The organism is Streptomyces sp. NEAU-sy36, from assembly GCF_013423905.1.
In the GTDB taxonomy this organism is placed as follows: Bacteria; Actinomycetota; Actinomycetes; order Streptomycetales; family Streptomycetaceae; genus Streptomyces; species Streptomyces misionensis.
On the sequence record NZ_CP058977.1, the window covers coordinates 7,539,159 to 7,558,752 of the forward strand.

The 19,594-nt window shown below is 73.8% G+C and carries 14 protein-coding genes; 3 read left to right on the forward strand and 11 right to left on the reverse strand.

What is annotated here, in order from left to right; translation table 11 throughout:
• Window positions 1-112: 112 nt before the first annotated feature.
• From HZZ00_RS32960 to HZZ00_RS32970, 3 genes are all read right to left on the reverse strand, one after another.
• Window positions 113-625, reverse strand: coding sequence for a DoxX family protein (locus HZZ00_RS32960; RefSeq protein ID WP_180333809.1), 513 nt, complete (start codon window positions 623-625; stop codon window positions 113-115).
• A 167-nt stretch (window positions 626-792) separates the two neighbouring features.
• Complete coding sequence (locus HZZ00_RS32965; RefSeq protein WP_180329787.1) at window positions 793-2,070, reverse strand: hypothetical protein; 1,278 nt, start codon at window positions 2,068-2,070, stop codon at window positions 793-795.
• A gap of 298 nt (window positions 2,071-2,368) precedes the next feature.
• Window positions 2,369-3,163 carry a class II aldolase/adducin family protein gene (locus tag HZZ00_RS32970; RefSeq protein ID WP_180329788.1) on the reverse strand — a complete coding sequence of 265 codons (795 nt, stop codon included), beginning with the start codon at window positions 3,161-3,163 and terminating at the stop codon, window positions 2,369-2,371.
• Window positions 3,164-3,303: 140 nt separating this feature from the next.
• Here HZZ00_RS32970 and HZZ00_RS32975 point away from each other — a divergent pair, with 140 nt between their 5' ends.
• Complete coding sequence (locus HZZ00_RS32975; protein WP_180329789.1) at window positions 3,304-3,771, forward strand: pyridoxamine 5'-phosphate oxidase family protein; 468 nt, start codon at window positions 3,304-3,306, stop codon at window positions 3,769-3,771.
• A 13-nt stretch (window positions 3,772-3,784) separates the two neighbouring features.
• Here HZZ00_RS32975 and guaA read toward each other — a convergent pair whose 3' ends face one another.
• Window positions 3,785-5,359, reverse strand: a complete 1,575-nt coding sequence (gene guaA, locus HZZ00_RS32980) for a glutamine-hydrolyzing GMP synthase (protein WP_070026259.1) — start codon at window positions 5,357-5,359, stop codon at window positions 3,785-3,787.
• 307 nt (window positions 5,360-5,666) lie between these two features.
• Here guaA and HZZ00_RS32985 point away from each other — a divergent pair, with 307 nt between their 5' ends.
• Entirely contained in the window at window positions 5,667-5,951 is a 285-nt protein-coding gene (locus HZZ00_RS32985) for a chorismate mutase (RefSeq protein ID WP_180329790.1), read from the forward strand.
• A 555-nt stretch (window positions 5,952-6,506) separates the two neighbouring features.
• On the opposite strand, the gene HZZ00_RS32990 is transcribed toward HZZ00_RS32985, so the two are convergent.
• The 4 genes from HZZ00_RS32990 to HZZ00_RS33005 all read right to left on the reverse strand — a co-directional run bounded on the left by HZZ00_RS32990 (window position 6,507) and on the right by HZZ00_RS33005 (window position 12,168).
• Complete coding sequence (locus tag HZZ00_RS32990) at window positions 6,507-8,303, reverse strand: GMC family oxidoreductase N-terminal domain-containing protein (protein ID WP_180329791.1); 1,797 nt, start codon at window positions 8,301-8,303, stop codon at window positions 6,507-6,509.
• 44 nt (window positions 8,304-8,347) lie between these two features.
• The gene (locus HZZ00_RS32995; protein WP_180329792.1) at window positions 8,348-9,961 is read right to left on the reverse strand and encodes a succinic semialdehyde dehydrogenase; all 1,614 of its coding nucleotides are present in this window, start codon (window positions 9,959-9,961) and stop codon (window positions 8,348-8,350) included.
• Window positions 9,962-10,097: 136 nt separating this feature from the next.
• Entirely contained in the window at window positions 10,098-11,180 is a 1,083-nt protein-coding gene (locus tag HZZ00_RS33000) for a serine/threonine-protein kinase (protein WP_180329793.1), read from the reverse strand.
• Window positions 11,181-11,226: 46 nt separating this feature from the next.
• Window positions 11,227-12,168, reverse strand: coding sequence for an MBL fold metallo-hydrolase (locus tag HZZ00_RS33005; RefSeq protein ID WP_180329794.1), 942 nt, complete (start codon window positions 12,166-12,168; stop codon window positions 11,227-11,229).
• Window positions 12,169-12,248: 80 nt separating this feature from the next.
• Between HZZ00_RS33005 and HZZ00_RS33010 the strand changes: the two genes are divergently transcribed.
• The gene (locus HZZ00_RS33010) at window positions 12,249-13,178 is read left to right on the forward strand and encodes an AraC family transcriptional regulator (RefSeq protein WP_180333810.1); all 930 of its coding nucleotides are present in this window, start codon (window positions 12,249-12,251) and stop codon (window positions 13,176-13,178) included.
• A 164-nt stretch (window positions 13,179-13,342) separates the two neighbouring features.
• On the opposite strand, the gene HZZ00_RS33015 is transcribed toward HZZ00_RS33010, so the two are convergent.
• The 3 genes from HZZ00_RS33015 to HZZ00_RS33025 form a co-directional block, all read right to left on the reverse strand.
• Window positions 13,343-15,028, reverse strand: coding sequence for a serine/threonine-protein kinase (locus HZZ00_RS33015; RefSeq protein ID WP_180329795.1), 1,686 nt, complete (start codon window positions 15,026-15,028; stop codon window positions 13,343-13,345).
• A 125-nt stretch (window positions 15,029-15,153) separates the two neighbouring features.
• Window positions 15,154-16,917: a serine/threonine-protein kinase gene (locus HZZ00_RS33020; RefSeq protein WP_180329796.1), complete on the reverse strand. Its 1,764-nt coding sequence runs from the start codon at window positions 16,915-16,917 to the stop codon at window positions 15,154-15,156.
• Window positions 16,918-17,080: 163 nt separating this feature from the next.
• Window positions 17,081-19,489, reverse strand: coding sequence for a protein kinase (locus tag HZZ00_RS33025; RefSeq protein WP_180329797.1), 2,409 nt, complete (start codon window positions 19,487-19,489; stop codon window positions 17,081-17,083).
• Window positions 19,490-19,594 lie beyond the last annotated feature (105 nt).

Consider the following 19,594-nt stretch of genomic DNA (forward strand, 5'->3'; position numbering starts at 1 on the left):
AGGGGGGCGATCGCTGGGAGCGGCCGAAAGGGCGATCGCCGAGTGGTGGCGGCCACCGAGTGACAGGGCCAGGGGCCGGCCGGTGAACCGAGAAGGCCCCAAGGGGGTCGGCCTAGATGTAGCCGAGGGACCGCCGTCGGTGGCGGGCGCGCCAGGCGGCGTCCAGGGAGAGATAGGGGGCACCGGCAAGGACGAGCGGCAGCCAGGCCATCAGATAGGCGAGGTCGTTGCCGTAGTAGTAGGGGGTCGTCGCCCAGCTCATGGTCAGCCACAGGCTCAGCGAGATCAGTGCGCCGCCCAGCGCGGCCAACCGGCCGAACAGGCCGAGCAGGGTGGCGATGCCGATGGCCAGTTCGCCGAGGGCGATGGCGTAGCCGAAGCCGACCGGGCTCTTGAGGGCCAGGTCGATCAGAGCCGGGACGGCCGTGGTCTCGCGTGCCCCGCGCATGATGTCGCCGATCGAGCCGGCACCGGCGGCCTTCATGAAGGCGCTGTCGGTGATCTTGTCCAGACCGGCGTAGAGGAAGGTGACCCCGAGGAAGACGCGCAGGGGCAGCAGGGCGTAGTGAGCGGCGGTGTCCCGCCAGCCGTTCCGGCTGTTCAGCCGGGTGGTGCGCGTGTCCATCCGAATACCGGTCATGCTGCCGAGCCGCCTCTCGTCCGCCGTCCCTGCCTGTCTCCGCATGCTCTCCCGACCATACGTATGACTGAGAGGAGCGATTCAATCACCCCCTGGGTATTTTTCGGGATTTCAGGCTTTCGTATGAGAGGAGGATCGCGAGCGGAGGACGCTCACTCGGTGATCTGGACCGTGTAGCGGTTGGTCGGCACTCCGGCCGCGGTCACCACCTGGACCTCCAGCGAGCCGGGCTCGACGTCGGCCGGTACGGGGACGGTCAGAACGGTGTCCGTGGGGTTGCGGAAGCCTCCGGTTACCGGGACGAGCGGTACGTGGACGTCGACGGCGCCGATGCGGACGACCATGCGGGAGAGGCGTTCGGCGGTCTGCGCTCCGGGCGGGACGAAGCCGGTGCCGCGGATCTCGATGTCGTCGCCGGTGCGGATCGGACCGTCCAGGTCGCCGGGTTCACGGGCCCGGACCACGGAGAGGATGGCCGGCCGGCCGCCCTCCGCGTACTTGCCGGCGAGATAGGTGGCGGCCGAGATCAGTACGACGACCGCGAGGCCCCAGGGCAGGTCGGGCAGTTGGTCGGGGCGCCGGGCGAGGCGGACGGCGGCGAAGGCCAGGGCCACGGCGCTGATGGCGACGTACTGGATGTCGGTGAAGGCGCCCCGGCCGGAGTCGTCGGTGAGCAGATCGGCGGCGCGCGGGCGATGGGCGGGCACCTTCTGCAGCCGCTGGGCGAGGATGCGCAGGCTCACCACCCGGCGGACCAGGACGGCGATGCCGCAGACCACGGCGAGGACGGTCGCCACACCGGCGCCACGGGCGAGATCGAGGCCCGAGATCAGCGCGTCGCGCTCGGTGTGGTCGGAGGCGGCGGCCAGACGGGCCGCCAGCAGCAGGACGGCGTAGCCGAGGAACAGCACCCAGCAGGCGGCGACGGAACGGGAGGTGGACATGCGATGGTCCTCGCCGATCACCGGGGCGAGCGCGCCGCCGCGCGCCCGGTGGAACCAGCAGGCGGCACTCAGCGCCCCGGCCACCAGGAGGGCGGCGAGCAGGGCGGCGGTACGGGCGCTGGTCCAGCCGGCCCCGATCGCGGTCAGTGCCTCGCCGAGCAGCAGGGCGACGAACGCGCCCCACACCACGCACAGCGTCCGCAGCCACAGCCGGGCGAGCCACATCTCGCCCTCGGCGCGGCCGCGTTCGGCGACGGCCTCCGCCCGCTGGGTCAGCTCCTCGGAGACCCACTGCCGCGAGGCCGAGGCCGAGTGGGCGACGGCCGCGGGCAGGCCCTGCCCGGCCGCGAACTCGTCGCGCCGCCGCAGGAAAGCGGCGACGGCACGCCGGTGTCCTTCGCGGGCGCCGTGCGGACAGTCGCCGCAGCCGCAGCCGCCCTCGTGGACGCCCTCGGCATCCGCCCCTCTGGCCTCCTGCACCGCCACGTCCGACGCCCGCCTTCCCCACGACTTCGCGGCACGACCGCCGGCCCCTCGGTGAGCCGTCCCGCCGTCGTGCAACTCCCGTACGTCGACAGCGAATTGTGCCCTACCGGGACCGGCCGGGGGCCGCCGGGCGGTTCATACGGGTGAACCACGGTCCATGGTGTTGACACGACCGGTGCCGACGCGGCCGGGACCGCACGGGCGGCACCGACACGACCATTGCCACCGCGCCCGGCGGCCGGCCGCCACCCCATGGCCTCCTCGCCCCCTGGCCCCCCTGGCCCCGCGACCCCCTGGTTCAGCCGAGCAAGTCCGGTTCGGTGCGGGTGATCTGCTGCCAGAGGGGCTGGTAGTTGATCCAAGCGACCAGGTCGCCGCCGAGTTGTTCGCGGGTGGCGGCGGCGAGTTTGTGGTCGATGAGCACCGGCCGGCCTGCGGCCCGGGCCAGCAGCTGCACCTGGCAGCAGCGGTCCATGGACAGGAACCACCAGGCCGCCGCGTCCACCGAGCCGCCGACGGTGAGCAGCCCGTGGTTGCGCAGCACGAGCGCCTTGCGGGAGCCGAGCGCGGACGCGATCCGGCGGCCCTCCTCGGCGTCGACGGTGACCCCGGTGTAGGCGTCGTAGAGGGCGGCGTCCTCGTAGAAGGCGCAGCTCTCCTGGGTGATGGGATCGATGAGTTCGCCGAGCGCGGCGAGGGCGCGGCCGTGCACGGAGTGGCAGTGGGCGACGGCGACGACGTCCGGGCGGGCGGCGTGGACCTGGGCGTGCACGGTGAAGGCGGCCTGGTTGACGTGGTAGCGGCCCTCGACGACCTGCCCGTCCTGATTGGCGAGGACGAGGTCGCTGACGGTGACGTGCCCGAACGGCATCCCGAAGGGGTTGACCCAGAAGCAGTCGGTGAACTCGGGGTCGCGGGCGGTTATGTGGCCGGAGACGCCGTCCTCGAACCCCTGGCGCGCGAAGATCCGCAGGGCTCCGGCGAGCCGTTCCTTGCGGTACCGGCGCTCGTCCTCGACCGAGTCGTGCATCGGCGGCATGGCGAACTGCAGCTGGTCGGTGGGCAGCGGCAGCGGCGGGGTGGGCCCGGGCATAGGTCCTCCAGCGCTGGTAGTGCGGTACGGGCGGAAGCTACCGCCGGTGGACGCAAAAGGGCAGGGCTGTTCCGTAAAGATGACGCGCAGATGAGAAGGGCGACAGAAGATGTCGGGATTGGGCGGCACACTCGGCCGGTATGAACTGGGCAGACTTCACCGCGGCCGAACCGGCCCTCGCACGCACCGCGCAGGAGCGCTTCGGTGCCTTCCGGCACCACGTCCTCGCCACCGTCCGCCCCGACGGCTCCCCGCGCCTTTCCGGTCTGGAGGTGCGGTTCCACGACGGCGGGCTCTGGCTCGGCATGATGCCGGACTCGCGAAAGGCCCGCGACCTGCTGCGCGATCCGCGCTTCGCGCTGCACGCCAATCCGGGCGAGGGCACCGGGATGGCCGGCGGGGACGTGCGGATCAGCGGGCGGGCGTACGAGGTCGGGGCGGGGCCGGTCAAGGACGGATATGTGAAAGAGGTGGAACCGCCGGAGCCGTTCCACCTCTTCCGCACCGAGTTGACGGAGGTCGTGAGGACCTTCGTCGAGGACGACCGGTATCTGGTCGTCCAGGTCTGGAAGCCCGGAGAGCCGGTGCGGACTCTCCGGCGGACCTAGGAACTGCCGGGGATCACTCCCACTCGATGGTGCCCGGCGGCTTGGAGGTGACGTCGAGGACGACGCGGTTGACGTCCCGGACCTCGTTGGTGATGCGGGTCGAGATGCGGGAGAGGACGTCGTAGGGCAGCCGGGACCAGTCGGCTGTCATGGCGTCCTCGGAGGAGACCGGGCGCAGCACGATCGGGTGACCGTAGGTGCGGCCGTCGCCCTGGACGCCCACGCTGCGCACATCGGCGAGCAGGACCACCGGGCACTGCCAGATGTCGCGGTCGAGGCCGGCCGCGGTCAGCTCCTCGCGGGCGATGGCGTCGGCCTCGCGGAGCAGGTCCAGACGCTCCTTCGTCACCTCGCCGACGATGCGGATGCCGAGGCCCGGGCCCGGGAACGGCTGGCGCTGGACGATCTCCTCGGGCAGGCCGAGCTCCTGGCCGACCATCCGGACCTCGTCCTTGAACAGCTTGCGCAGCGGCTCGACCAGCTTGAACTCGAGGTCCTCGGGCAGGCCGCCGACGTTGTGGTGCGACTTGATGTTGGCGGTGCCGGTGCCGCCGCCGGACTCGACCACGTCCGGGTACAGGGTGCCCTGGACCAGGAACTCCACGGCCGGGCCCTCGTCGGCGATGATCTCGGCCTGCGCCTGCTCGAAGACGCGGATGAACTCGCGGCCGATGATCTTGCGCTTCTCCTCGGGGTCGCTGACCCCGGCGAGGGCGTTCAGGAAGCGCTCCTCGGCGTCGACGACCTTCAGCTGGACGCCGGTGGCCGCGACGAAGTCCTTCTCGACCTGCTCGGTCTCGCCCTTGCGCATCAGACCGTGGTCGACGTACACGCAGGTCAGCTGGGAGCCGATGGCCTTCTGCACCAGGGCGGCGGCCACCGCGGAGTCCACGCCGCCGGACAGGCCGCAGATCGCGCGCTTGTCGCCGACCAGCTCGCGGATCGCCTCGACCTGCTCCTCGATCACGTTGCCCGTGGTCCAGGTCGGCTTGAGGCCCGCGCCGCGGTACAGGAAGTGCTCGAGCACCTGCTGGCCGTGCGTGGAGTGCATCACCTCGGGGTGGTGCTGGACGCCGTAGAGCTTCTTCTCGTCGTTCTCGAACGCGGCGACCGGGACCAGGTCGGTGGACGCGGTGACCGTGAAGCCCTCGGGGGCGGCGGAGCAGGCGTCGCCGTGCGACATCCAGACCTGCTGCTCGGCCGGGGTGCCCTCGAAGAGGGTGGAGGACGTCTTGGAGACGTGCAGGTCGGTGCGGCCGTACTCACGGGCGCCGGTGTTGTCGACGGTGCCGCCGAGGGCGCGCGCCATCAGCTGGAAGCCGTAGCACATGCCGAAGACGGGGACGCCGGCCTCGAAGATCGCGCGGTCGAGGCTGGGCGCGCCCTCCTCGTAGACCGACGAGGGGCCGCCGGAGAGGATGATCGCCGCGGGCTTCTTGGCGAGCATCTCCTGGACCGGCATGGTGCTCGGCACGATCTCGCTGTAGACCCGCGCCTCGCGGACGCGACGGGCGATGAGCTGGGCGTACTGCGCACCGAAGTCGACGACCAGGACGGTGTCGGGGGCAGTGGGAGTCGCTGATGACACGGGGTGCCTTCTGGTGGTCCGGGCGGGGGTCTGTACTACGAGTCTAACGGTGTGGCCGGAAAGCCTTCCGCCGAGCGCCCGGCCGCGGCAGGAGCCATCGCACCGGCCGTGGCATACTGGCCGCATGCTTCAGCACGCGACCTTCGTCTTTACCTATGGCACCCGGCCCGCCGGTTGCCATGGTCGTGCTGCTTAGCGAAACGCGAGCGACTTCCCAGGCGCCCCGGGCCGACAAGGCCCGGGGCGCCTGTCGCTTTTCCGGGTCGTGTCGTTCCGGGGCTCCCCCTCACGATCAGGAGCCCCCGACATGAGCACCACCACACCGGAAGAGACGGCCGGGACCGAGACCCCCGAGGCGACCATCGCCGCCGCGCGGGAGCGCATCGACGCGTTGGACGACCGGATCATCGGTCTCGTCCAGGAGCGGATGGCGGTCTCCGACGTGGTCCAGCGGACCCGCATCGCCAGCGGCGGCCGGCGGGTCAGCCTCAACCGCGAGATGGAGATCCTCGCCCGCTACCGGGACGCGCTGGGCAGGCCCGGCACCGCGCTCGCCATGACCTTGCTGGAGCTGTGCCGGGGGCGCATCTGACCCATGCGCCAGCCGAGCCCGCCCCGCCGCCCCCGACCCGTACATCCGACACGTCCGACAATCGGATCCGAGTTCGACGGCCGTCTCACCCGTACGGCGCGTGACCGGTCGGTGTGCCGCTTCGTTAGCGGGGTGTCCGTGCCAGCCAGGGGCGGGCCCGACAGAACCACGCGTGGCTCGCTGGAGCGATGAGGCGTACGGGTCGTGCCGTGCGCCGTGGGACCTCGCTCCAGGGAAGTGACCGGACGGCAGGGGACAGCAGCCCGGTCACCAAGAGAGGTCGGCTCCGGGGACGCCCGGGGCCGGCCGGCGGTACGCACGTCCCGCGTGCCGCGCGGCACCACAGCACCCCTTCGCCGGACCCCGCCCCCGACGCACGGGACCTCACGGGACCCTCCGGACTCCACCGGACGCGAAGAGGGACCTGCATCCCCCTCCGAAGGCAGGTCCCTCATTACCGTCTTCTTGATCCGGCAGCTGGTTTGATCTGCGACGGCGCCGGAGGGTTGCGCCGCCACCACGGAAACCGCTGTGATCCGGGTCACATCTCCGCGGCTACTCCGGCTTCGGCGGCACCGTCGGCACCCCGAGGAACGCCAGCTTCAGCGCGCCGAAGGCCCCCGCCGGCACCGCCGGCGACCGCGGCTCCACCGGCGCCAGCCGCTCGTACGCCGCCCCCGGCGCCGGCCGCGGGTCCTCCTCGCCCTTGTTCGGCCAGAAGGACATGGCCCGCTCGGCCTGCGCGGTGATCGTCAGCGAGGGGTTGACGCCCAGGTTCGCCGAGACGGCGGCGCCGTCCACGACCGAGATGCCGGGATGCCCGTACAGCCGGTGGTAGGGGTCGATCACGCCGGTCTCGGCCGAGTCGCCGATGGGGCAGCCGCCCAGGAAGTGCGCGGTGAGCGGGGTCCCCATCAGCTCGCCCACGTTGCTGCCCGGGAAGCCGTTGATCTCGGCCGCGAGCGCGGTGGCGGCCTCGGTGGCCGCGCGGATCTGCTTGGGGTTGGGCGAGCCGTGCCCCTGCCGGGCGGTGAGCAGGCCCTTGCCGACACCGTCGGGCTTCAGGTACGTCGTCAGCGAGTTGTCCAGGGACTGCATCACCAGGCCGATGATGGTCCGCTCCGACCAGCGCCGGTTGGACAGGGAGCGCAGGACGAGCACCGGGTGCCGGGCCGCGTTCGCCAGCCAGCCCAGCGCCCGGGAGGAGCCCTCGGCGTACGGCACCTGGAGGATGGACAGACCGCCCATGGCGTTGGAGCCCTTGCCGTAGCGGACGGGCTCGATGTGGGTGTTCTCGTCCGGGTGGATCGACGAGGTGATCGCGACACCCCGGGTGAAGTCGGCCCGCGCCGCGCCGTGCACCTTGCGGTAACGGCGGTCGAGGGTCTGCGCGCCCACCAGCGCCTCGGAGTTGGTGCGGGTCAGATCGCCCAGCCGCTTGGACAGATACGGCAGTTGGCCGCCGGTCCGCATGCGGTGCAGCAGCGTCTGGGTGCCGTAGGTGCCGGCCGCGAGGACGACCCGGCGCGCCGTGAAGACCCGCCCCTCGCCCTTTTTCTTCCGGTCGGTCGGCAGGGTGGCCACCGCGTAGCCGCCGCGCGAGTCGTCGGTGACGGACACCACGGTGGTCATCGGGTGGACCACCGCGCCCGCCTTCTGGGCGAGGTGGAGGTAGTTCTCGTTCAGGGTGTTCTTGGCGCCGTGCCGGCAGCCGGTCATGCACTCGCCGCACTCGGTGCAGGCGTTGCGCTCCGGGCCCGCCCCGCCGAAGTACGGGTCGGGCACCCGCTGTCCGGGCGCGGCCTTCGCGGTGCCGTCCGCGTCCTTGCCGTCCCCGAAGAAGACGCCCACGGGCGCGAGGTGGAAGGTGTCGCCGACGCCCATCCGCTGGGCCGCCGCCTTCAGATGGACGTCGGAGGGGGTCATGGTGGGGTTGAGCCGCACCCCGAGCATGCGCCGGGCCTGGTCGTAGTACGGCCGCAGCTCGTCCTGCCAGTCGGTGATGTCCTTCCACTGGGGGTCGTCGAAGAACGCCTTCGGCGGCACGTAGAGGGTGTTGGCGTAGTTGAGCGAACCACCGCCGACACCCGCGCCGGCCAGCACCATCACATTGCCCAGCAGATGGATGCGCTGGATGCCGTACATGCCGAGTTTCGGGGCCCACAGGTAGTTCTTGAGGTCCCAGGAGTTCTTCGGCAGCGACTCCCGGGTGAAGCGGCGGCCGGCCTCCAGGACGCCCACCTTGTAGCCCTTCTCGGTCAGGCGCAGGGCCGACACGGACCCGCCGAACCCCGACCCGACCACGATGACGTCGTAGTCGTACCCGTCGTTCTTCTCCTGCGACTGCGCCACATGCACTCCTCGTCGGGAACGGATCTCAGCGGGGTCCGGGTCTTCTAGCGGAAACGGAACGCCTTGAGCAGCCGCAGGCTCGTGGTCATGAAGCGGGCGTACCCCTCGTCCGTCATGCCCAGCGAGGGCGCCATCGGCAGCAGCCGCTGCTGGGCGACCGTCTGGGCCTCGGTGTACTTGAGGATGCCCTCGGAGCCGTGGCGGCGGCCGAGCCCGGAGTCCTTCATGCCGCCCATCGGGGACTGGACGCTGCCGTAGGCGGGCGCGTAGCCCTCGTTGACGTTGACCGTGCCCGTGCGCAGGCGGGCCGCGATGTCCCGGCCGCGGCGGGCGTCGGTCGTCCAGACGGAGGAGTTGAGGCCGTAGGGCGTGGCGTTGGCGCGCTCGACGGCCTCGTCGTCGGACGAGAAGCGGTAGACGGAGACGACCGGGCCGAAGGTCTCCTCCTCGCAGACCGCCATGGAGCCCTCGACGCCGTCGAGGATGGTGGGCTCGAAGAAGAAGGGGCCGATGTCGGGCCGGGCGACACCGCCCGCGACCACCGTGGCGCCCTTCTCGACGGCCTCCCGCACGTGCCGTTCGACGTTCTTCAGCTGGCGCTCGCCGACCAGGGAGCCCATCTCGGCGCCGTAGGCGAGGGAGTTGCCGAGCCGCATGGCCTTGGTGCGGGCGGCGAAGCGCTCCAGGAAGGCGTCGGCGATCGATTCGTGGACGTACAACCGCTCGATGGAGATGCAGAGCTGGCCGGCCGAGGAGAAGCAGGCGCGGACGGCGCCGGCGGCGGCCTTCTCGATGTCGGCGTCGTCCAGCACCAGCATGGCGTTCTTGCCCCCGAGTTCGAGGGAGACGCCGACCAGCCGGGCGGCGGCACCCTGGGCGACCTCGCGGCCGGTGCGGGTGGAGCCGGTGAAGGAGACGTAGTCGGCGTGCTTGACCAACTCGGGCCCCACGACGGGGCCTTCGCCGATGACGACCTGGAAGACGCCCTCGGGCAGCCCGGCCTCGATCAGCAGGTCCCGGGCCCACAGGGCGGTCAGGCAGGTCTCCGTGTCCGGCTTCATCACCACGGCGTTGCCCGCGACGAAGGCGGGCAACGCGTCGCCGACGGACAGCTCCAGGGGGTAGTTCCAGGGGGCGATCTGGCCGACGACCCCGCGCGGGTGGCGCAGCTCGGTGACCTTCGTCAAGGCCGGCACGGCGCCCGTGTGCCGCTTGGCGCGCAGGTAGGAGGGGGCCTTGCGGCCGTAGTGGCGGGCCGCGACGGCGACGGCCAGCACCTCCTCGTGGGCGTGCAGCCGGGCCTTGCCCGTCTCCAGCTGGACCAGGTCGAGGACCTCGGCCTGGCGCTCCAGGAGCAGGTCGTGGAAGCGCAGCAGGACGGCGGCCCGCTGCCGTACCGGGGTCCGCTCCCAGACGGCCTGGGCGACCCGGGCCGCCTCGAAGGCCTCCAGCACGTCCTCGGGCGTGGACTCCGGCAGGTCGGCCAGCTTCTCACCGGTGAACGGCGTGTGGTTGGCGGTCCGGCCGGAACCGGTGACGCCCTTGGTCAGCCGGGCCACCAGCGCAGGGGTGACCACGTCGGCGGCGGTGCGGGCGCCCTCGGGGGCGGGGGCGAGAGGGTTGGTACCGGCGATGTCCGGGGCCTGCGTGTCCGTCATGAGGCGCAGGGTATGCCCCGGCACAGGCTTTGTGTACCCGTCGGTAACGGGGATTCACCGACCGCTCACACGTTGCCAGCGATCACTGGCAGCGATTGCCCTGATCAGGGCGTTGCCCGCTCGAACACCCGGCCGATCAGTCGTCGCCGGGTTTTTTCGCGAGGAAGAGACCGAGGGCGGCGAGGGGGGTGCGGCGGCGGGGTGCCGCGAGGTCGGGGACGAGACGGCGCAGGGGGCCGGGCCGGGGCTCGGCCGCGGGTTGTGTCCGCGCCTCGGCCCCGGGCGGCCCCTCCGGCGGCGCGCTCACGGCGTCCGGAGCGTCGCCGGCCTCCGGGGCGTCCGCGGCACCCGGTACGCCCGTGGCCTCCGGCCCGCCCGGGGCCTCCCGCCCGCCCGTGACGCGTATGACGCCCCGCCCGCCCGTGGCCTCCGCCGCGTCCGCGCCGTGTGCGTCCATGGCGTCCGGCTCGTCCCCCGTCCCCAGGTACTCCCGCAACGCCCACGCCACCTGTTCCGCGCCGGGCCGGGCTTCCGGCTGCTCGGCGAGCAGCCGGTCCAGGAGGGGGCCGAGCGGGCCGGGGTCCGCGTCGCCGACGGCGGTGCGCAGCAGGGCGCCCAGACTCCACAGGTCGGAGGCCGGTCCCGCACCCGGGCCCGCCGCGCGCTCGGGCGCGGTGAAACCGGCGGGCGCGTCCCCCGCGGGCCCGTCGCCTATGCCGAAGTCGGTGAGGACGACCCGGCCGGTGCCGGACTCCAGCAGCACGTTGGCCGGCTTGAGGTCGCGGTGCACGATGCCGACGGCGTGCGCGGCGCGCAGGGCGCCGAGGACGGCGAGCCCGATGCGGGCGGCCTCGGCGGGCGGCAGCGGTCCGCGGCGCAGGGCGGCGGCCAGGGACTCGCCCTCCACCAGCTCCATCACGATCCAGGGCACACCGGCCTCGGTGACGACGTCGTGGACGGTGACGGCGCAGGGATGCCGCACCCGGGTCGCGGCGCGGGCCTCCCGGTAGAGGCGGTGGGCGAGCCGGCCGCTCTCCTCGTCCCCGGCCGGGTCGCCGGGCAGCAGGGGTTCCTTGACGGCGACGCGGCCGTGCCCCTCCGCGTCCTCGTCCCAGGCCCGCCACACGGTCCCGGTGGGGCCGGTGCCGAGCCGGTCGGTCAGCCGGTAGCGCCCGCCGATCAGCCGTGCGCCGGGCGGGTGTGCGCCGTCTTCAGCCATGCCCCATCAGTACCCCGCGCGGCACGCCGTTGTCGAAGCGGAACGGTCAGGCCGCCCACCGCCGCAGCGCGAACCCGCCGTTCTCCGCCCGGACTTCGACGGCACCGGTGCCGGGGAAGTGCGCGGGGATCACCAACGCCCGTTCCTCGGCCGCCCTTTGCAGCACCCGCCGCCTGCTCGCGGCCGCCCGGACCGGGTCCAGGCAGAAGCAGCTGGCGCACTCGGGCCGCAGGATCTGCACCGGGCTGTGCAGCATGTCGCCCACGAACACGGCGTGTTCACCGCGGGAGGCGACCCGGAGCACGGACGAGCCCGGGGTGTGCCCGGGGGCGGCCTCCAGAGCGAGCTGCCCGTCGATGCGGTACTCGCCCTCCCACACGACGGCCTGTCCGGCCCGGTGCACGGGCGCGATGCTGTCCTCGTAGAGCAGCCGGTCGTCCACCCGGGCCCCGCCCGCGTAACCGCCCTCGGGGCCGAAGTGGCGGTCGTCGGCGGCCGGGATCAGATAGCGGGCGTTCGGGAAGGTGGGCACCCACGTGCCGGCCACGTCGTGGGTGTTCCAGCCGACGTGGTCGCCGTGGATGTGGGTGTTCACGACGAGGTCGACCTCGGCCGGGTCCACCCCGGCGCGCCGCAGCCGCCCGGGGAGGTCGCCCGGCTGCCGGTGGAAGAGCGGGTTGCCGGGCCGTTCCCGGTCGCGTCCCACCCCGGTGTCGACCAGCACCGTCCGGCCGCCGCTGCGCACCACCCAGGTCTGGATCGCCAGCACCGCCATGTCCGTGCCGGGCTCCCAGTACCGGGGCGCCAGCCCGGCCGCGTGCTCCCGCCACACCCGCGGTCCGCAGTCGGGCACCAGCCGCCGGGCGGGCAGGAGGGGCCCCTGCCGCTCGACGATCCGCACCACCTCGACCTCGCCGATCAGGTACTTCCGCGTCTCTTCCCGCACCTGGTGCGCCTCTGCCGCGTCCTGCGCGTCGTTGTTCGCCATGCCTCCGACGCTAGGAACCCGGGCTGAGCGTTCCAATGCGCTTCTTGCTCATCCGGATACGCGGACGTCTCATGGAGGACATGGACGTGGTGAGCGACGCGATCTCGGCGGTGCGGGTGGGCAGCCCCTCCTCGGACCGGCTCTCGGTGGACGGCGACTGGCACGTGCGGCTGCCGCCGTACGAGGGGGCCGGTTTCCATGTCGTCCTGCGCGGGACCTGCCGGCTGCTGCGGGACGGGGACGACGCTCCGGTGGTCCTGGGCCCGGGGGACGTGGTGCTGCTCCCGCACGGTTCGGGGCACGCCCTGACAAGCGCGGGGGACGGCCGCGAGGTCGAGCTGCTGTGCGGCAAGTACCGGCTCGACCGCAGCCGTACGCATCCCCTGATGGCGGAGCTGCCGCAGGTGGTGCACCTGCCGCACCGGGTCGGCGAGCATCCCGAACTGCGCGCCGCCATCGACCTGTTGGCGCGGGAACTGGACGAGCAGCGGCCGGGCGGCGGACTGGCCCTGCCGAGTCTGCTGGACCTGCTGCTGGTCTACCTGGTCCGCGCCTGGATGAGCCGGGCGCACACCGGCGCGTGGCCGGCGGTGCTGTCCGACCCGGTGACCACGGCCGCGCTGCGGGCGCTGCACGCCGATCCGGCGGCGCCCTGGACGGCCGAGGGGCTGGCCGCCGCGGCGGGTGTCTCCCGCGCCACCCTGGCCCGCCGCTTCACCGCCCTGGTCGGCCGCCCGCCGATGGCCTACCTCACCTGGTGGCGGCTGACGCTGGCGGCGGCCCGGCTGCGCGCGTCCGACGTGCCGCTCGCGACGGTGGCCCGCGAGACGGGTTACGGCAGCCCGTACGCCCTCTCGCACGCCTTCAGCCGGGAGTTCGGCGTCACCCCGGGCCGGTACCGGGCGCTCGCGGCTCCTCCGCTTCCGGACGCACGCTCGGGGCCCGCGCCGGACGCCCGGTTCCGCGACGCGCGCCCGGCGCCGGCGGTGACGCAGCCCTCGCCCGGGTGACCGACGGCCGGTTCACGAACTCCCCTGGTCCGGATGGCCGGGACGGGCGGGGGCCGCGTCACCGCCTCACGGCTCGTCCCCTCGACGGCGCCGGCGCGTTCCCGTTCGGGAAGGCGGCCGGGCGCCCCCTCGGCGCGGCCTCGTGCGCCGTGACGGGCGCCGGTTCAGGAACCGCCGGGCGTGAAGGTGTCCAGCGCGACGTCGAAGTACTCCCGTGCCTCGCGCACCTTCCCCACCGGTGCCGACACCCACACGTCGTACAGCCGGCCGGACTCCTCCCAGCACAGGTCGTAGGTGTGCCGCGGACCCTCCGCCGCGCTGTAGCCGTTCCAGGTGAACTCCCAGAGGGCGGCGGGGTGCCCGTCGTGCGTGGTGCGGGTGACCCGGCCGTCGTGGTACCCGGGGTTGGACACGGTCCCGTCGGCCGCCTGTGTCCTCATCACCGCCTGCGGGCCGCCGGGCCGGGCGGCGGAGACCTTGACGCCGAGGCGGTACGTCCCCTCCGGCGAGAGGTAGAACACCCGCTCGCCCTGCGGGCTGCGGGTGAAGTCCCGCGGCACGGCCAGCGAGAAGCCGGCCGGGTCCCGGGCCGTGCGGTAACCGGAGGGCGCGCCGCGCACCCCGGTGGAGGCGGTGCCGGTGGGGCCCGGGGCGGAGGGGGTCGCGCTCTGTCCGGCCGAGGGCGACGGGGCACGGCTCGTGCCGGTGCCGGTCGACGGGGTCGTCGCGGTACCGCCCGGGTTGCCGCCGCCCCCGCTCTCGTGCCGGTTGAGCAGCAGTGTCGCGGCCGAGACGCCCGCGCCCGCCAGTGCGGCGACGAGCAGCGCCACCACCAGCAGCCCGCGTGTCGACGACCGCGTGGGCGCCGGCTCGGTGGCGGGCCCGGGCGCGCCGGGCGGCGGGCCGGACACGCCGGGGCGGTCCGTGGGCTCCGGCGCGGGCACGGTCCTCGGTGTCCGGCCGATCCCGAGCCGGTGCCCGCGCGGCGCGCCCACCGCCTCCGGGGCCTGCGGGGTGCGCCCGGTCTCCAGATACACGCGCAGCATCCGCTCGGCCGCCTGCGCGCCGAGCCGGAGGTCCGGGTCGCGCTCCAACAGGCCCCGTACGACGGGCAGCAGCGGCTCGGCCTGGGCGGGCGGGCGGATCTCCGCGGTGACCACGGCGTGCAGGATGCCGCCGAGCGAGTCGCGCCGGAACGGCGACTCGCCGCTGAGCGCCGTGCACAGCAGCGCGCCCAGCGACCACAGGTCGGACTCCGGGCCGGTGCGCACCCCGGACATCCGCTCCGGGGCGGTGTACTCGGGCGAACCGACGAAGGAGCCGGTCTCGGTGAGCGTGGTGGCGCCCGAGACCTGGGCGATGCCGAAGTCGGTCAGGACGACCCGGTCGGTGGCGGTCTCGATCAGCACGTTCGCGGGCTTGATGTCCCGGTGCAGCACCCCGGCCTCGTGCGCGGTGTGCAGGGCGCCGAGCAGGGCGATCCCGATGCGGGCGGCCTCCACCGGGGTCACCGGGCCGTGCCGGGCGATCCGGTCGGCGAGCGAGCAGCCGTCGATCAACTCCATAACCAGGTAAGGGCGTTCGTCCTGCTCGACCACGTCGTGCACGACGATGATGTGCGGGTGCCGCAGCTGGGCGACCGCGCGGGCCTCCCGGAGGGTGCGGTCGCGGCGGCGCCGGACGTCGTCCTCGGGGAGCGAGTCGTCCGCGAGGAGTTCCTTGACCGCGACCAGCCGGCCCAGCAGCTGATCGCTCGCCCGCCACACGACGCCCATGCCACCGCGCCCGATACGCGCCTCCAGGCGGTAACGGCCGGCGATCACCCGGAAGTCGGCGCCCTCGGTCCCCATGGCGCCCATCATGCCGCACCGGACCCACCCGCTCCGTGGCCCCGATCGGCCAAGACCCCCCGCTCAGCGACTCGTTTTCAGCCGTTCCAGTCGCAAAGCGCACCCGTTCGGCCCAGGGTCTCCCGTCAGCTCGCCGGGTTCGGCTGCTGCCAGCTCTGGAGGACCCACTTGAACTGCTTGGCGGTCCTGGGCCAGTCGGCGGCGGGGCCGGACATGTAGATGGCGTACTCGGCGCCCTCCCGGCCGAAGTACGTCTCCTCGACGGCGTGCCGCGGACCCGGCACATAGGGCGGGTCCTTCTGCAACGCGGTCCAGGTGTACTCCCACAGCGAGGCCTTGCGGTCGCGGTAGACGTTCCGCTTCATGGTCACGCGCCGGTAGTCGACCAGCCGTTCCAGCTGCTGCTCCAGGTCCGCCTGGTGCTCGTAGGGGTCGGCGAAGTCCGGTGAGGAGTCGATGGATATGCGGACGAAGTGCCTGCCGCCGTCCGGGGTGTAGTCGATCTGCTTCAGCGGGCCGTTGATGCCGTAGACCTTCCGCTTCCACCCCTTGGGCAGGGAGATGCTGAAGCCCAGCGGGTCGTGGTGGGTCTCCCAGCTGTCCGGGACGGTGCCGCCCGGGCCCGGCCGGTCGCCGGGGCTCGCCGAGGACGTCGGCGCCGGGGCGGGATCGCCGGACGTCGCGCTGTCGTTCCGCGCGTCGTTCCACTGCTGGAAGCCCACCGCCGCACCGCCGCCGAGCACGGCCGCCACGGCGACGACGAGCGCCAGCGTCCGCAGCCGGCGCCGGGGACGCGCCGGCCGCCCGCCGCTGTGCGCCGGCACCGGGCCCACCGTCGTGGGGCCCACGGGCGTCACCCCGCCGGCCGCGTGACCGTGGCCGTGGCCATGGGGATTCGTGCCGGAGCCGTACACCGCGGTGCTCCCGGCCGGCGCCCCCGGCCCGGGCCCGTGCGGACCGGATTCCCGCGCACCACCGGTCCCGTGGGCACCCGTACCCGGCCCGTACGCGCCCGAGTCCGGCCCGTGCAGGCCCGAGCCCTGGGTCGGCACGAACGCCTGGGCGCTGTGCGGCCGCCGGCCCTCCGCGGCCTCGGCGAGCATCTGCTCGGCCTCCTCCGCGCCCGGCCGCTGGGCCGGATCCTTGTGCAGCAGCGCGGCGATGACCGGACCGAGCGCCCCGGCGTGCCGCGGTTCCTCGGCGTTCTCCTCGACGACCGCCTGCATGGTGCTCAGCGGGGAGGTGCGGCGGAACGGCGAGCGCCCCTCGACCGCCGTGTAGAGCGTGGCGCCGAGCGCCCACAGGTCGGAGGCGGGGCCGGGGTCGTGGCCGCGCACCCGCTCGGGCGCGAGGTAGTCGACCGAGCCGACGACCTCTCCGGTGCGGGTGATGGTGGAGTCGCCCTCGATCTGGGCGATGCCGAAGTCGGTGAGCAGCACCCGGCCGTCCCGGCCGAGGAGAACGTTGCCAGGCTTGACGTCCCGGTGCAGTACGCCGGCGGAGTGCGCCGCGCGCAGCGCCCGCAGCACCCACATCCCGATGCGGGCCGCCTCCCGGGGCTCCACCCGCCCCCGCTCCTTGACCTCGTCGGCCAGCGAGTTGCCCTCGACCAGCTCCATCACGATCCAGGGGCGGCCGTCGTGTTCGAGGACGTCGTGCACGGTGACGACGGCTGAGTGGTTGATGCGCGCGGCCGCCCGCGCCTCGGCCCGGGTGCGGGCCAGCAGCACGGCCTGCTCGCTGTCGGGGACGTAGAGCGCCGCGGTCAACTCCTTGACTGCGACCGTCCGGTGCAGCACCTCGTCGTGCGCGCGCCACACCCGGCCCATGCCGCCGCTGCCGATGGAGTCGACGAGCCGGTAGCGGCCCGCTACGAGCAGGCCCTGCATCTGATTCACGTTGCCCCGCAATGCTCTTGTCAGGGTCAGACTAAGGACCGGCCCGTTCGGGGGGAACAAGCGGGGTCCGTTGGAAACCGCACTGTGACGATGGTCATTTCCGCGCCAGAAGGGGAACCGGCGCGCCGGGACAGGGGAGTTGTGTACGCCTCGCTCAGCCGGTGTAGCGGTACGTCGCGGTAGCTTCCTCGTACAGCCGTGTCACCTCGTCCCGGTCGGCGTCCGGGCCGCGGACCTGGAGGACGTGGTAACGGCCGTTCAGGAGGATCGCCATGTTGCGCACGAACAGGTCCCGGCCCTGTCCGTCGGTCCAGGTGAACTGCCCCTCGGCCATGGTCCGTCCGCCCACCTCTATGGTGCGCAGCCCGGTGGCGGTGGCCCAGCTGGAGTCGCGGTACGGCTGGAGTTCGCGTTCCTTGTCCCGCTGATAGGCCATCGGATCGCTGCCGTACGACGCGGCGCCGTCCCGTCCGGGTACGACCATCAGCTCGAAGTCGCCCCGGCTGTAGACGACTTCGCCGCTGCCGTTCTTCGGCGCGCGGGTCCAGCCCTTGGCCACGGCGATCTCGAAGCCCTCGGGGTCCTTGCGCAGGGTGAAGCCGTCGGGGACGGAGGAGGCGCCGCCGTTCTGGGTCTCGGTGGCGGACGGGCTGCCCTGGGTGCGCGAGGGCGCGGGTGACGGCTGCCCGGTGGTGCGGTCCGCGCCGCCCGGTGCCCCGCTGTGCGCGTGCTGCTTCGGCATGAACAGCATCGCGTACGCGACCGCTCCGGCCAGCAGCAGGAGGATCAGCAGAAGCAGGACCCGGCCGAGCCGGCGCGGCGAACCCGCCTCCTCGCGGTCCCGCTTGTGCCGCCCGTGCGGATGGTTCTCGGGCAGCCGGGCGCGACGGCGGCGCACCAGCTCGCCGCGGCGCCGCACGATCGGCAGCCGGCGCGGGTCGGCGGGCGGGACCGGCACGACCCGGGTACCGGCCTCCGGCTCGGGCGCGGAGCGCACCAGCGAGCGCAGCCAGCCGTTCAGCTCCTCGAAGTCCGGCCGTTCGGTGGGGTCCTGACGCAGCAGCGACTCCACGACCGGCCGCAGCGGTCCGCACTCCTCGGCGTACGCGGGCGGCTCGGCGCACACCAGCTGCACCAGTTCGGCGGTGGACTCCTCGGGGTACGGCGCGTGTCCCTGCACCGCCCGGAAGAGCAGCGCGCCGAGCGCCCACAGATCGGTGGCGGGTCCGACCGGCGCCGCCAGCTGCCAGTTCTCGTGCACGGGCCCGGCCTGCTCCGGCGCCCACCGCTCGGTCACCGGTCCGACCACCGCCATCCGCGCCTGCCGCGCCCGCTCGGCGGCGAGCGCGCCGGCGGGCCGGCGACCGGCGGCGGGACCGGCGTGGTCCCAGCCGGCGCCGGTGTGCGGGGGGACGGCGGGCACGGGGGCGGGGGCCTGCCGGCGGGCGGGTTCCAGGTCGCGCCGGGTGACGTCCGGTGTGCCGCCGTGCACCCCGTAGGGGTCGGCGGTGAGGCCGGGCGGGGCGGCGGGGTACGAGGACTCCGCCGTGCCGTCGTCCCCGGCCGGGCCGGTGCCGTCCTCGGCGGGCCGCCGGGCACCCGGCAGCGCGGCGCGTCCGTCCTGCCGGGCCTCCTGCACCCGGGCCGCGGCGCGGGCGCCCGCCCGGTACGCGGCGATGGCGCCGGCCCGCGCGGCGCGGATGTCCGCGCCGCTCTCCAGGGCTTGCCGCCCCACCGGACCGGACATTCCCGGCCCGCCGGGTCCGGCGGGCGCGGTGCCGGGAACCCCGGTGCCGCCGGACGCCCGCGCCTGGATGGCGGCCCGGCGCGCGGCCTCGGCGTCCACGGCACCGGGCGCGGCCGCGCCGCCGCCGGGGAGTCCGCCGTCCCGAGCCGGGTTCCGGTCCCCGGGCCGCTCCGGGGAGACCTCCGTGCCGTCCTCGCGGCCCGGGACCGGGTCGTAGCCGCACAGCGCCTCCTCCGCCGCGCCGGAGGCGAGGCCGGTCAGCAGGACGCGGCCGTCGTCGCAGACGAGGACGGTGCGGGCGGTGACGTTGCGGTGCACCCAGCCGTGGGCGTGCAGCACCCGGAGCGCCATGAGCACGTCGGAGGCGACCTCGGCCGCCCGGTACGGCGTGAGCGGCCGCTCGGCGAGCAGCGCGGCCAGCGGGCGGGCGGCCACCCACTCGCTGACGATCCACAGCGAGCCGCCCTCGGCGAACACGTCGAACACCTGGTCGAGGCGCGGGTGGTCGGGGACGGCGGCCGCCGCCTGTGCGGCCTCGACGGCGCGCCGCACCGCGGGATCGGCGGGCTGCCGGGTCGCGGCGCCCGCGCCCGGTGCGGGACGCGCCTCGCGCCCGCGCGCCGTGAACCCCTCGGGCAGCCCCTCCGCGTCGAGTACCTCCGCCTCGACGACCTCGGGCAGCGGAACCTGACGGACCAGCACTTCCTGCCCGCTGTACGTGTCGAAGGCGCGGGTCTCGGTGAGTTCGTACGCGTCGGACGGCGGCAGCGGCAGGCGGTAGCGGTCGGCCAGCACCCGGCCCGCGTAGTCGTCCATTCCGCCTCCCCCTCCCCCGGCTTCGTACGGTCCGCAACCATTCACGATACGTGCCGGAGGCAACCCACACGGTGCGGATGACGGATTATCAGGCCTCGAACAAGC